This is a genomic window from Castellaniella sp., assembly GCF_034675845.1.
Taxonomy (GTDB): domain Bacteria; phylum Pseudomonadota; class Gammaproteobacteria; order Burkholderiales; family Burkholderiaceae_B; genus Castellaniella.
This window is the reverse complement of sequence record NZ_JAUCCU010000001.1, coordinates 378,830-391,795: the sequence shown is the minus strand read 5'-3', so window position 1 is coordinate 391,795 and position 12,966 is coordinate 378,830. Positions and strand designations below refer to the sequence as shown.

Annotated in this window: 11 protein-coding genes and 1 pseudogene; 9 read left to right on the top strand and 3 right to left on the bottom strand. The window is 59.8% G+C overall.

From position 1 onward, the window contains the following. Positions 1-80: 80 nt before the first annotated feature. The 4 genes and pseudogenes from VDP81_RS01930 (at position 81) to flhF (ending at position 7,392) form a co-directional block, all read left to right on the top strand. A complete protein-coding gene (locus VDP81_RS01930) occupies positions 81-1,652 on the top strand; it encodes a methyl-accepting chemotaxis protein (RefSeq protein ID WP_323011384.1) in 1,572 nt (523 codons plus the stop codon). An 80-nt stretch (positions 1,653-1,732) separates the two neighbouring features. Then, positions 1,733-2,897: pseudogene (gene flhB, locus VDP81_RS01925) on the top strand (flagellar biosynthesis protein FlhB). Next, positions 2,894-5,008, top strand: a complete 2,115-nt coding sequence (flhA, locus tag VDP81_RS01920) for a flagellar biosynthesis protein FlhA (protein ID WP_322994677.1) — start codon at positions 2,894-2,896, stop codon at positions 5,006-5,008. Before flhB ends, flhA begins: the two are co-directional and overlap by 4 nt. Then, the gene (gene flhF, locus VDP81_RS01915) at positions 5,005-7,392 is read left to right on the top strand and encodes a flagellar biosynthesis protein FlhF (protein ID WP_322994678.1); all 2,388 of its coding nucleotides are present in this window, start codon (positions 5,005-5,007) and stop codon (positions 7,390-7,392) included. The genes flhA and flhF overlap by 4 nt, the downstream gene beginning before the upstream one ends. 75 nt (positions 7,393-7,467) lie before the next feature. On the opposite strand, the gene VDP81_RS01910 is transcribed toward flhF, so the two are convergent. From VDP81_RS01910 to flgA, 3 genes are all read right to left on the bottom strand, one after another. Further along, positions 7,468-7,905 (bottom strand): flagellar protein FlgN, encoded by a 438-nt coding sequence (locus VDP81_RS01910; RefSeq protein ID WP_323011383.1) that lies wholly within the window; start codon positions 7,903-7,905, stop codon positions 7,468-7,470. Positions 7,906-7,909: 4 nt separating this feature from the next. Then, positions 7,910-8,194, bottom strand: a complete 285-nt coding sequence (gene flgM, locus VDP81_RS01905; RefSeq protein WP_323011382.1) for a flagellar biosynthesis anti-sigma factor FlgM — start codon at positions 8,192-8,194, stop codon at positions 7,910-7,912. Positions 8,195-8,274: 80 nt separating this feature from the next. Continuing rightward, on the bottom strand, positions 8,275-9,018 hold the full coding sequence (flgA, locus tag VDP81_RS01900) for a flagellar basal body P-ring formation chaperone FlgA (protein WP_323011381.1): 744 nt from the start codon (positions 9,016-9,018) through the stop codon (positions 8,275-8,277). A gap of 333 nt (positions 9,019-9,351) precedes the next feature. On the opposite strand from flgA, the gene flgB reads away from it, so the two are divergent. The 5 genes from flgB to flgF all read left to right on the top strand — a co-directional run bounded on the left by flgB (position 9,352) and on the right by flgF (position 12,963). Next, positions 9,352-9,768 (top strand): flagellar basal body rod protein FlgB, encoded by a 417-nt coding sequence (gene flgB / locus VDP81_RS01895; protein ID WP_323011380.1) that lies wholly within the window; start codon positions 9,352-9,354, stop codon positions 9,766-9,768. A 19-nt stretch (positions 9,769-9,787) separates the two neighbouring features. Then, complete coding sequence (flgC, locus tag VDP81_RS01890; RefSeq protein ID WP_323011379.1) at positions 9,788-10,195, top strand: flagellar basal body rod protein FlgC; 408 nt, start codon at positions 9,788-9,790, stop codon at positions 10,193-10,195. Positions 10,196-10,206: 11 nt separating this feature from the next. Continuing rightward, complete coding sequence (locus VDP81_RS01885; protein WP_323011378.1) at positions 10,207-10,878, top strand: flagellar hook capping FlgD N-terminal domain-containing protein; 672 nt, start codon at positions 10,207-10,209, stop codon at positions 10,876-10,878. A gap of 78 nt (positions 10,879-10,956) precedes the next feature. Continuing rightward, positions 10,957-12,198 carry a flagellar hook protein FlgE gene (flgE, locus tag VDP81_RS01880; protein ID WP_323011377.1) on the top strand — a complete coding sequence of 414 codons (1,242 nt, stop codon included), beginning with the start codon at positions 10,957-10,959 and terminating at the stop codon, positions 12,196-12,198. 15 nt (positions 12,199-12,213) lie between these two features. Then, positions 12,214-12,963: a flagellar basal-body rod protein FlgF gene (flgF, locus tag VDP81_RS01875; protein WP_323011376.1), complete on the top strand. Its 750-nt coding sequence runs from the start codon at positions 12,214-12,216 to the stop codon at positions 12,961-12,963. Positions 12,964-12,966 lie beyond the last annotated feature (3 nt).

Genomic DNA, 12,966 nt, shown 5'->3' with positions numbered 1-12,966 from the left:
CTACTCCTGCGGTTAAAACGTAGAGTCAGTAAGATTTCATATCACACTGACTAGTCGGCTCGTCAGCCGCAGGGGGACACATGGGCACGCGCACACGGTATCTGGGCTTGGGGCGTCTCCTGGGACAATTGCGATTGGGGCGTGCCACGCTGCATGATCGCGCCTGGACCCTGAATCCCTCGGCTTGGTCGGTGAGCTCCTTTCTGGGGGCATTGCGTGATCGCATGGTCATCATGCGTCAGTCCAGTATCCGCATTGCCATCAATGCCGCCCGGCTGCAGGCTCATACCAAAGAATGCGAAGCCATGGCTCAGCAGCAGGCCGCCGAGGCCGAGAGTCTATCCGCCCAGGGCATCCAGATTGCCAGCCTGTCCCAACAAACCAGCGACACCGTCAATAGTGCCGCCCAGGTATTTCGCAGCCAGCTCGATGACCTGCATGTCACGCAGGCTCAATTGCAAGAGCTACGGCAGCGGGTGGTGCGCGTCACTGAGCGCATGCAGGCCTTTTCCGTGGTGGTTACGCAGCTCAGCCAGCGGGCCCACTCTGTCGAGGACACCAGCCGTCTGATCAAGGACATTGCCTTGCAGACCCATCTGCTGGCCCTCAATGCCGGGGTTGAAGCTGCTCGCGCAGGCAAGGCTGGACAAGGCTTTGCCGTGGTCGCCAACGAGGTCGGCAAGCTTGCCGAACGAGTCAATGCCGCCACTGGCGATATCGTCAGCCAGACTGGCGAAATCCTTACCCTGGTGTCCGATTCCGAGCGCCAGAGCCGCACCATCCACACCGATATGCAGGCGTCTGATACCCTGGTGGGGGATTTTTCCGGCCAGTTCAGCCGACTGGTTCAGGAACTTACCGCAGTGGGTACCCAATTGGATGAGGTGGCTGATCAGGTCAATCAGACCAATCAAACCAATCAGGACATGAGCAGTTCCATCGCGCTGATTGCCGACCACAGCGCCGTGCTGCGCCAGCGCATGCAGTCCATGCAGGATCAGGTTCACGGGGTACGCGACCAGACCGAAAGTCTGCAGGAAATGCTGGCTGCCTGGCGCACTGGCGATACTCCTTTTGATGCTCTGGATACCAGCCTGGAACAATTGCGCGATCAGTGCGTGGCTTTGCTGCGACGCAGCCAGTCCGATGGCCTGGATGTCTTTGATCGGACCTATCGCCAGATTCCCAATAGTCGGCCGCCGCGCTACCACGTCGCTTATGATCAAAAAATCGACCAGGATCTGCAGAAGCTGCTGGATGATCTGTTGGGCCGGATACCGCATGGGTCTTACGCGATACTGATCGATATGAATGGTTATGCGCCCACCCACAACCGCCATTATTCCCAGCCCCCCACAGGGGAACTTGCCCACGATACCGCCAACTGCCGCGATAAGCGTCTGTTCGATGACCAGATCAGTCAGGGCGCCATCCGCAACCGTGCTGGCGTGCTGTGCCAGACTTATATGCGCGACACGGGCGAGATCATTACGGACTTGTCCATTCCGGTCGAACTCAACGGCACACGCTGGGGCGCTGTGCGTCTGGGGTTGGATTATCAGCGCTACGAGCAGGCTGTGCAGTCGGCCAATGCGTCAGGGGCCGCCAAACTGGCAAAACAACTTGGCAAGCCCCTGAATTATCACGCCTAATGCAGCTTGATCGGCTATTTTGTTTGCGCCTGATTCCGCTACAATTCAGGCCCACCCACTGTTGCCGATGATTTGCGTGCATGGCCGAGGATAGCGATCTCGAAAAAACCGAACCTGCCTCGCCCCGGCGCCTGCAAAAGGCGCGCGACGAGGGTCAGGTCGCGCGTTCGCGCGAGCTAGGGACGTTTATGGCCCTCATGAGCGGCATCACCATGATCTGGATCGGGGGGGGGGAAGATGTACCGCACCCTTGAAGGCGTGCTGTATAACGGCCTGTCTTTTGATCCACGCATCATGCGGGATACTCAGGTCATGCTGGATAATGCGGCCAACTCAGCCTGGCAGGGTCTGCTGATCATGCTGCCGGTGTTTGGCCTGCTGGTGGTGGTGGCTGTGCTATCGTCGGTTGCGCTGGGGGGCCTGCTGCTTTCGGGCCAGGCCCTGGAACCAAAATTCGAGCGTCTCAACCCCCTGAAGGGCATGAAACGCTTTGTCCAGGTAAGCACCTTGATCGAACTCCTCAAGACCCTGGCCAAAGCCGGTTTGATTGGTTTTGTGGCGGTCAAGGTTCTGGCTGCACATATCGATGAAATGCTGTCCCTGTCGGGCATGGCGCTATCGGCGGCACTGGTGCGCGGCCTGGAGCTTGTCGCCTTCTGCTGTTTGCTGGTGGCCTCTACCCTGCTGATTCTGGTATTGATCGACGTGCCCTGGCAGATCTATAACCACGCCAAACAGCTGCGCATGTCCAAGGAAGACGTCAAGCAAGAAGGCAAGGATAGCGAGGGTGACCCGCACATCAAGGGTCGTATTCGCCAGCAGCAGCGCGAAATGGCGCGTCGACGCATGATGACGGCGGTGCCGACTGCCGATGTGGTGGTCACTAATCCGACACACTATGCAGTGGCTTTGCGCTACCAGGAAGGGCAGGGCGGGGCGCCCGTGGTGGTGGCCAAGGGCGCAGGCTTGATTGCCGCTCAAATCCGCCAACTGGCTCAGGAAAATCAGGTTGCTCAGCTAGAGGCCCCCCCATTGGCGCGGGCCTTGTATCATCATGTGGAAATCAATCACGAAATTCCTGCTGCTTTGTATTCCGCTGTGGCGGAGGTTCTCGCCTGGGTCTATCAGGTACGCACTTGGCAGCCTGGCTCGGGTACACTGCCGCAGGCGCCCAGCGCTCTGCACGTTCCCTCTGAACTCGACCCGCAGCATCGCGCTGATGCGGATCACGTATTTGTCTCATGAACAGCTTCCTGGAATTTCTGAAAAACCAAGGCTTCGGCCATGCCCGCCTATTGGCGGGGCCCGTGCTGATCCTCATGGTCCTGGCCATGATGATTCTGCCCTTGCCGCCGTTTATCCTGGATTTGCTGTTTACGTTCAATATTTCCCTGGCCATCATGATTTTGCTGGTGGCCATGTTTACCCGCAAACCCCTGGATTTTGCTGCATTTCCATCGATATTGCTGTTCGCCACCTTGTTGCGGCTGTCGCTCAACGTGGCCTCCACCCGGGTGGTATTGCTGAATGGTCACCAGGGCCCTGGTGCTGCTGGTCAGGTGATCGAGGCCTTCGGGCATTTTCTGGTGGGCGGGAACTTTGCCGTCGGGGTGGTGGTTTTCATCATTCTGGTCATCATTAACTTCATCGTCATCACCAAGGGCGCCGGACGGATTGCCGAGGTCGGGGCGCGCTTTACCCTCGATGCCATGCCGGGTAAACAAATGGCGATCGACGCGGACTTGAATGCTGGCCTGATCGGCGAGGACGAAGCCCGCCAGCGCCGGGCCGAGGTCTCCCAGGAGGCTGAGTTCTACGGCGCCATGGACGGGGCCAGTAAATTCGTCCGAGGGGATGCGGTTGCAGGCCTGCTGATCATGGTGATCAATATTATCGGTGGTCTGATCATCGGTGTGGCTCAGCACGATATGCCGTTGGGCGAGGCCGGTAATGTGTATACCCTGCTCACCATTGGCGATGGCCTGGTGGCTCAAATTCCGGCATTGGTGATTTCCACCGCAGCCGGGGTGGTCGTGTCGCGCGTGGCCAACGACCAGGACGTTGGCCAACAAATGATCGGTCAGCTGTTTTCCAACCCCAACGTGCTGTTCATCACGGCGGGCATCATGGGGTTGATGGGGCTGATCCCCAATATGCCGCATGTTGCCTTTTTGTCGCTGGCGACCCTGATCGGGTGGGGGGGGTGGAAGCTGTATCAACGCCAGCAGCACGACTTGATTTCAGCCATCAGCCAGCCTGACCAAGAGCAGGTCGCTGCGGTGGCGGCCGCGTCCGAGGCCAGTTGGGACGATGTCTCGCCGGTGGATCCGCTGGGGCTGGAGGTCGGTTATCGACTCATCTCTTTAGTTGATCACCAGCAAAGCGGTGAACTCCTGCATCGTATCCGTAGTCTGCGTAAGAAATTCGCTCAGGAAATGGGCTTTTTGCCGCCCGTCGTGCATATCCGGGACAATCTCGAAATCAAACCCACGGATTATCGCATCCTGCTGTTTGGCGTTGAAATCGGCAAAGGCATTGCCCAGACAGGCCAGTGGCTGGCCATTGATCCAGGTGGTGTGACCAGCCCGGTGCAAGGCACACCCACCAAAGACCCGGCCTTTGGTTTACCGGCGGTCTGGATTGATGCTTCGATACGCGAACAAGCCCAGGTCGCGGGGTACACTGTGGTTGATGCTGCCACGGTGGTGGCCACGCACCTGAATCATCTGATGCACCGCTATGGGGCAAAACTCCTGGGTCGCCAGGAAACCCAGCAATTGCTGGATCACGTAGGCCGCGATGTGCCAAAGCTGATCGAGGACCTGGTTCCCAAGACCATTACGCTGCCACAACTGCAAAATCTGCTGCGCAGCCTGCTGGACGAGGACGTACCTATCCGCGATATGCGTACCATCCTCGAGGTCATCACCGAACATGCGCCACGCCTGGCAAGCCTGAATCCCACAGGCACCGGCCCCAATCTGGACGAACTCCTGGCCCAGGTGCGGGTGGGGTTGGGGCGCGCCATTGTGCAGCATTGGTTTTCAGGCGACGAAGAACTGCGCGTCATCGGCCTGGATGCCCGCCTCGAGCGCGTGCTGATGCAAGCCCTGGGCAGCAGTGGGGCGCTGGAGCCTGGCCTGGCCGAAAACCTGCTGTCTGAAACCCAGCGTCTGGTTCAAGAGCAAGAAGACCGGGGGGATGCGCCGGTGCTGGTCGTGCCGCCTGTGTTGCGGGCCTCGTTGTCGCGCTTCTTGCGCCATCATTTGCCGCACATGGCGGTGCTTTCCAGCGCCGAAATTCCTGAAGATCATACGATCCGTGTGACTGCGGTCATCGGCGGGGGTACTGCATGAAAATCAGCCGTTTTGTCGGAGCCACCAACCGCGAGGCCATGCGTCAGGTCCGGTTGGCCCTAGGTTCCGAGGCCCTGATCATTTCCAATAAGCGCATCAATGGCGGGGTCGAGATCCTGGCCACGGACGAAACCTCTCTGCCGGATGCTGCCCAGGACACACAGCCAAGCGCTCCTCCGATGGCAGTCCAGTCCACGGCGCCTGCGGGGGCTGCCGAATATACGCCCCGCACGACTGCCGCCGCCGCGGGGGCATATACTCAGGCTGCAGCCCTGGCGCAGCAAGCCCCCGCTGCTTCTCCTGTCGGCGGCGACGCCTTGGCAGGCCTGATTGATGATCTCAAAGGCTCGCTCGAAGGCCGTATTGATGAATTATTGTGGGGCAATCAGCTGCGCAGCTCGCCCCAGGCGGTCACCCTGTTTCAGAATCTGCTGCGTTTTGGTTTTAGCACAACCTTATTGCGCGCCATGATCAAAACCCTACCGGAACTCTCCGGCACGCGGGCTGCGGTCCAGTGGGCCCGCAGCGAACTCATCAAGCACCTGCCGGTGCTGCCCTCCGAGGACTCCCTCTGGCAGCCAGGCTTGGCGCTGGCCCTGGTTGGCCCCACAGGGGTGGGCAAGACTACAACCATTGCCAAGATCGCTGCGCGTTGCGTGCGTCGTAGCGGCCCAGGCAGCTTGGTGTTGCTGACGACCGATACCTATCGCATCGGCGCCCACGAACAGCTCAAAATCTATGGCCAGATGATGCGTGTGCCTGTGCATGTCGTGCAGGATGTGCACGAATTGCGCCGCGTGCTGGATACCGTCCGGCCGGATCAAACCGTACTGATCGACAATGTCGGCATCAGTCAGCGGGACCGTTATGTGTCCGACCAGGCCGCGCTGCTGGCCGGGGCCGGGCGGCGGGTTGAACGCCTGTTGGCGCTGAATGCCTCCAGTCACGGCGATACGCTGGACGAAGTTGCCCGATCTTATGTGCGCGACGGCGGCACCCCCTTGCGGGGCTGCATCATCACAAAAATCGATGAAGCCGCCAGCCTGGGGGCCGCGTTGGATACGGCGATTCGCTATCGTCTGCCTATTCATTATGTGTCCAATGGACAGAAAGTCCCGGAAAACCTGCTATTTCTGACTGCAGCCGAACTTGTCGATCGGGCGCTGGCGCCAGTGCAGTCGGCACGTCCACAATTTGCGCCCACCGAGGCGGATCTGGCGGCCTTATTGTCTATTGCCCAGCCTGATGAAAATCCCCAACAGGCTGCAGAGCGCCGCCGCCAGCAAGTGTTGCTGCCCCAGTTGCTGACGCAGTCGGCTGGGGGGGATTCTCTGGGGTTGGACGAGCTGCAGGCTGCCGTAGCCCTGTTGGACGAGGACCCGGTGCTGGCTGAAGGCTATGACCTCTGGCATAGCCGCGCCCAAGGGGATTTGCCGGCGGCCATTGATGCAATTGATCATTTACGGCGTGTCGCCCATGCGGGCGTGGGTAATGCCACGCCCCTGATTGTGCATGATCGCCAGCCTCTGTCTTGGCAGGGTCGGCGCGGCGCCTGGACTGGTGCCGCCTGGTTTGATGCGCAGTGCCGCCCGTTGGCAGCGACGACTCAGCAGGCTGGCATGGCCGATGGCTGGTATTCCCCCCAAGGTGCCTGTGCTCTGGCGCCTGCCGCAGCAGACGCGCTGATGGAGCAAATCATCCTGGAATCGGACGGCCAGACTGCTGTGGCGCCTTGGCATGTGTTCGAAGGGGGCAGTCAGGCCTTGTTGCGAGCACTCAGCGCCCAGGATCGTTCCTGGGTGTCGGTTTGCGGAGCGCGGGCCCGGGTGTTCCAGGAGGATGAGGCCTGTGTGGTGTCGGCGGCGGCGCAGCAGCTTATGCTGCAGCCTGTGCAGGATGCATGCTTTGCCCATCTGCAGACACCGGGGGGGCTGGATGGATCGCGCCTGGCCTGGTGGGCCGGCTTGGGTGATGTGACCCTGCAGGCCCGGGGTGAGACCCCCTTGCCTGTGCGCCTGTTTTGTCTGCGTGCGGTAGACCCAGTGGATGGCCGGGCATTGCGTACTTGGTATGCAATGATGGGCGAGGCCAATACGCCGGATTTATCCCTGACTGCTGCTGCCGTGGTGCTGCGCCATGAATGCCATGCAGCCTGGCGTTTGGCGACTCCTTGGTTGGCCGATGCAAAATCCCGAGAACCTTTGCTGGACCGTGCTGTGTTGGCCGCCCAACTGGGTCTGGCCGCCTGGCGTCTGGTGCAGGACCCGGCGCTGTCTGCAGCGGCGCATGTCGCTGCCCGCATGCTGGGCAGCGAACGATTGGCTACGCGCCAGTCGCCTGCTGCCTTGTTGAAGCTCTATACCTTGAAAGAACTGCTGGCCTGACAGACACCACCATGGGCCGGTCATTTTATCGGGGCTTTTGGATTGCTCAAGCGTAGCGCAATTAAACGCCGTTGCTTATTTTTTGGGCAGACGGCCGTGGGCGTCGTAGAGGTCTTCCCCCATCAGGCCGCGCAGCGTATCCAGCGCTTGCTGGTTGCGCTCGGTGAAGGCCTTGATGGTTTCGCCATTGGCGTGGTTCAGGCTGCTGGCCTGTTCAGCGCGTTCGAATAGGATTTCAAACGCATATTGCAAATCGGGGTATTCCGCACAGATGGCGGCGATGCCATGGCGGTCGTTTGGCTGCCCCAGATCGGTCAGGGTGGTCGCGCGATTTTGATCCAGTTCGGCCAGGCGGCGAGCGTAGTCGGCCTTGCGGATGGCCAGGGCGCTGAGGGCTTCATTGCTGGGGGTGCCCAGCAACAGATCACCCTCGGCTTGCAGCGTTTCGATGAATTCGTTCAGCAAAGCGGATTGTTCATCCACGCAGTGCAATAGCGCGTCTATGTGGTTCATGTGCTTATTTCAGGAGATCACGCACACTGGCCAGCAGACTGTCGGCAATGCGGCCGGCATCGATTTGCAGTTCGCCGGAAGCCAGCGCGTCGCGGATCTGCTGAACGCGTTCGGCGCGGATATCGGCGCTGTTGTCGTTGAGGGCGGCCAATTGGCGGGCAGCCGGACTAAGGTCTACATCAGCGCGATTTTTGGTGCTGCCGCCGATGCTGGCCGGGCTGTTGTCGTGGCGCGAATTCCCGGATACCCCTTTGATCAGGGTGCTGGACGATGAGGAATTGATTTTCAAGGCTCGTCTCCGGGTAAGTGAGTCTGGGTTCAGTTGGTGCAACCCAGGTTACGGCAGCATCGCGCCAGTCTTTAGGGGTTTCACATCATAACCTGAACTGTGTATGCATCCATCACTGTGCCCGAGATGATTTGCCCGTTTGGGGTACGCACCTGGATTTGCGTTCCGGGGTTGCCGGACTCCATGGCTTGGCCCTCGCCGGAGACCACGAATCCTGCGCCCCGCGCCACGGTGCGCACTTGCTGGCCGCGCTGGATGGCATTCGGATCGCGCAGGGCATTCGATTCGATGGCCCCGCCGGCATTGATGTAGCGGGTGGTGATCCAGCCTACCACTTGTGCCGGGTCACTGATGACTCGGCGTAGACGCAGCAGATCACCATCGCGCAGGTCCAGGTCATCCTGGCCGATGACCACCCCGCGGTTCAGTGCATGGCTGGCCACATAATACTGGCCGATGATCTGGATACTGGCCTGCACATATAGCGTCCAGGGCTGGGGGGCGAGACAACGCACACCCACGGAGGTCCGTGAACGCAGGCCGCCAGAACCCGCCAGGAACACATCCAACTGGCTGCAGGCGGCTTGGTTGCTGATGCGCGGGGTATCGACCGAAATGCTGACCGCGCCGGGATAGGAGGCCGCCCGCTCTTCGAGTAGTGTTTGGACCTGGGCCACAATCGTGGCCGGGTCTTGCAGTCCGTGTCCGCCCGAGGTCTGGGCGCTTGCCGATCCGGGCAGCAGCCCCAACCCTAGTGTCAATGTGGCCGCGCCGAGTGCCAGCCAGTGGCCTGCTGGCGCCCGTCGCCGGGCACGGTAGGCCATGCGGGGGCAGGGCAGCTGAAAACATGGGGCTGAGGATGAAATCAGAGGCATAGGCATTCGTGCATTGTAAAAGACGCGCCTCTGAATTTGCATGGCCGGAACAAATCTGCAAAATCAGGCAATTACTTGTAAACTATCAGGGTCTTACGGTAAGGCCTGCGGCAGGCTGGGGGCACATTGCCGGAATAACCCTTCAATCCCTGCTTTGTTCTGCTCTTTATCAGCCGCCCCAGCGCCTTACTATGGCACTGTACGACTACACCGCAAACGGTCTTGGATCAGTTTGGTGCAACGGTGGATACGTACCCCATTCACTCGTTAGCACGGCACGCCATGATCGATCCTATCGGCAAGGACTTCAGCTTTTATCAAAAAGCCCTGGCCCTGCGCCAGCAGCGCCAGGAAATCCTCGCGACCAACATCGCCAACACAGACACGCCTAACTACAAGGCCCGCGATATTGATTTTGCGTCCTCGCTGCGCCAGGCCATGGGCCAGTCCAGCGGGGTGCCACGCCTGCCCGATACCTCGCTGACCCTGACGTCCGCCCGCCACATCCCCGCCCAGGCACACAGCACAGGTTCTGCCCAGGAACTCTACCGCATGCCTCTGCAGCCCAGCCTGGATGGCAACACGGTAGAAATGGACGTAGAACGTGTGCAGTTCGCCGATAACACATCCAAATACCAGGCAGGTATTCAGGTATTGAATGGCCGCATCAAATCCCTGCTGGCCGCCATGCAGCAGTAACCCAGGGGTATTTCCGACCATGTCCGTTTACAGCATATTTCAGATCGCCGGTTCCGCCCTGGCAGCACAATCCGAGCGCATGAACGTCTCGGCCAGCAATATCGCCAATGCCGATAGCGCCGTGGGGCCTGATGGTCAGCCTTATAAGGCCCGTCAGGTGATTTTTCAGATGACACCTTCCGGTGCGTCCGACGCGGTCGGCGGCGTGCGTGTGGCGCAAGTGGTCGAAAGCAATGCCCCTCCGCGCTTGCAGTACGACCCGAACAGCCCCCTGGCGGATGCCCGTGGCTACGTCACCTTGCCCAATGTCAATGTGGTGGACGAAACCGTCAATATGATTTCCGCCTCGCGTTCGTATCAGGCCAACGTCGAGGTCATCAATACCGCTAAATCCCTGATGGCCAAGACCCTCACCATCGGTCAATAAGGAATCCAGCCATGACAGCCGTCAACGAAGTCTATGGGGCCGGTGCCGCAGGTGCCGCACTTGGTGCCCAGACCAAATCCCTGCTGGGCGATACCCAGGATCGCTTTCTGACCTTGCTGGTCACCCAGTTGCAAAACCAGGACCCCCTCAATCCCATGGACAACGCCGAGGTCACCTCGCAGATTGCCCAGTTGTCCACGGTCCAGGGCATCACGCAGCTCAACAACACCCTGCTGGCGCTCACCGGTCAGATGGATATGTCTCAATCTCTGCAGGCTGCGGGCCTGATTGGTAAGGACATTCTCTATCCGGGCGAAACCGTCAAGGTCGGGGCCGATGGCGCCAGCACGCCTTTTGGCATCGATCTGATGTCGGGCGTCACCAAGGCTACCGTCACCATTCGTGATAACAGCGGCCGGGTTGTCTATTCCCACGATATGGGTCCCCAGGGGGCGGGCATCTATCCGCTTAACTGGGATGGCAAGGACACTGCCGGCGTGGTGGTGCCCGAAGGTGCCTATACCGTATCGGTCGATGCCTTCAATGCCGATGGCAAACCGGTCTCGGCCGAGACCCTGACCGCCGGCAGCATCAACAGCATCGCCTACACCGCCGAAGGCCTCAGGCTCAATCTGATGGACGGCGGCAAAATTTCCCTGCTGGATATCCGGCAAGTCATGTAATTTTTGCGGGGCAGGCGGATCAGCCGCCCCGGTTTCCAATCAACGCAGTTACGCAGTACGCACCAACAGAGGTCTCTCATGGGTTTCGGTCAAGGTCTTAGCGGCTTGAATGCCGCCGCACAAAACCTGGATGTTATCGGCAACAACATCGCCAACTCCGGTACAGTCGGTTTCAAGGCTGGTTCGGCCACTTTTGCGGACGTCTACGCCAATTCCCGCGTGGGCCTGGGGGTGCAGGTGGCTTCTGTCAACCAGCGTTTCACCACCGGCGTGGTGTCCACTACGGGCAATCAGTTCGACATGGCCATCGATGGGGCCAACGGCCTGTTCGTGGTCAAGATGCCGGGGGCTGAAACCCTGTATACCCGCAATGGGCAGTTCATCGCGGATAAAAATAATTTGATTGTCAATGCCCAAGGGCAGCAATTGATGGGCTATGGCGTGACCATGGATAACAGCACGGCCCCGCCTACGCCGCTGCCTGCCATGGGGGGGGGGCTGATTGGTTTGACGGTTCCTATTGGCAATATTGCCCCCAAATCAACCGCCGAAATCAATAACCAGCTCAATCTGGATGTGGATGCGACGGCGATTACAGCCCCTTTTAATCCGGCGGATGCCACCACTTACCACCGCGCCACGCCGATCAATATTTTTGATTCTTTGGGGCAGTCGCATACATTGACTCAGTATTACACCAAAACGGCTGATAATACATGGCGGGTTGACTACCGTTTTGCAGCGATGGATGGCTCCACCCAATCGCCCGCACCTGCCAGTATAACCATGACTTTTGATGGGGATGGTCGGCTGACTGCACCGACTGCGCCGACATCCTTTACCATCCCGTCCGGTGCGACGGGTGTGGGGGGGGCTAACGCTCTGACCTATACCATCAGCTTCGATAAGTCGACACAGTTTGCCGGCAATTACGATACAAAATTCACCCAAGACGGCTATGCTACCGGCCAGTACGCCAGCATGTCGATCGATGCAGATGGCTCCGTGGTGGCCAATTACACCAACGGTGCCAAACAAACCATGGGGTTTGTAGCGCTGGCCAACTTTAATAATCTGCAGGGCTTACAGCCTGTAGGGGGCAATGCCTGGGCGGAAACCGCCGCGTCGGGTCAGCCGGTTGCAGGTACTCCGGGCAGCAACGGCATGGCTACTCTAAAAGGCCAGGCAGTCGAAGAATCCAACGTCGACATGTCGCAAGAGCTAGTCAATATGATCATCGCCCAGCGCACCTACCAGGCCAATGCCCAGACCATCAAGACGCAGGATCAGATCATGCAGACGCTGATCTCCATGCGTTAACCGGGCTGATCACAGATGGATCGCATCCTGTACACGGCGTCCAACGGCGCCGCCCGCATCCTGGAACAACAGTCGGTCATTTCCAACAACATGGCCAATGTGTCCACGACAGGGTTTCGGGCGCAGCTGGCCATGTATCGATCGGTGCCGGTGGTGCCGCAGGCGGGCGAACTGCCCACCCGCGTCAGCACGCTGGCATCCACCCCCGGCAGCCAATTCGGGCAGGGGGCCATGGTCGACACCGGCCATGCTCTGGATGCAGCCATTGCCGGTGACGGCTGGTTTGCCGTGCAGACCCCCGATGGCGAGGCCTATACCCGGGCTGGCGAATTCGGGGTTAACGAAAACAATCAGTTGGTTACGCAAACCGGTTTCCCGGTGCTGTCCAACGACGGCGGCCCCATCGAAATCCCCGAGCGCGGCAGCATCACCTTTGCCACGGATGGCCAGATCAGCGCCTTGGGCGCGGGCGACAATCCGCGCGATATCCAGCTGCTGGGCCAGCTTAAATTGGTCAACCCGCCCAGGGATCAGCTGCTGCGCGGCGATGACGGCCTGTTCCGGGTGGCTGGCGGCCAGCCAACCCAGCCCGATGAGGCCGTACGCATTGCCCCCGGCTTTGTCGAGAAAAGCAATGTCAATCCCGCCGAGGCCATGGTGGCCATGATTTCCAATGCCCGTCAGTTCGAGATGCAGATGCAGGTAATCAGAAACGCCAGCACCAATGCCGAACGCGGCAATTCGATTCTATCGGCAGCGGGTTGATGC

Coding starts and splice junctions, on each gene's coding strand:
- flgC (WP_323011379.1), top strand. CDS start 9,788: ATGTCCGTTTACAGCATATTTCAGATCGCCGGTTCCGCCCTGGCAGCA.
- flhF (WP_322994678.1), top strand. CDS start 5,005: ATGAAAATCAGCCGTTTTGTCGGAGCCACCAACCGCGAGGCCATGCGT.
- flgB (WP_323011380.1), top strand. CDS start 9,352: ATGATCGATCCTATCGGCAAGGACTTCAGCTTTTATCAAAAAGCCCTG.
- flgA (WP_323011381.1), bottom strand. CDS start 9,018: ATGGCCTACCGTGCCCGGCGACGGGCGCCAGCAGGCCACTGGCTGGCA.
- flgF (WP_323011376.1), top strand. CDS start 12,214: ATGGATCGCATCCTGTACACGGCGTCCAACGGCGCCGCCCGCATCCTG.
- flgE (WP_323011377.1), top strand. CDS start 10,957: ATGGGTTTCGGTCAAGGTCTTAGCGGCTTGAATGCCGCCGCACAAAAC.
- flhA (WP_322994677.1), top strand. CDS start 2,894: ATGAACAGCTTCCTGGAATTTCTGAAAAACCAAGGCTTCGGCCATGCC.
- VDP81_RS01930 (WP_323011384.1), top strand. CDS start 81: ATGGGCACGCGCACACGGTATCTGGGCTTGGGGCGTCTCCTGGGACAA.
- VDP81_RS01910 (WP_323011383.1), bottom strand. CDS start 7,905: ATGAACCACATAGACGCGCTATTGCACTGCGTGGATGAACAATCCGCT.
- VDP81_RS01885 (WP_323011378.1), top strand. CDS start 10,207: ATGACAGCCGTCAACGAAGTCTATGGGGCCGGTGCCGCAGGTGCCGCA.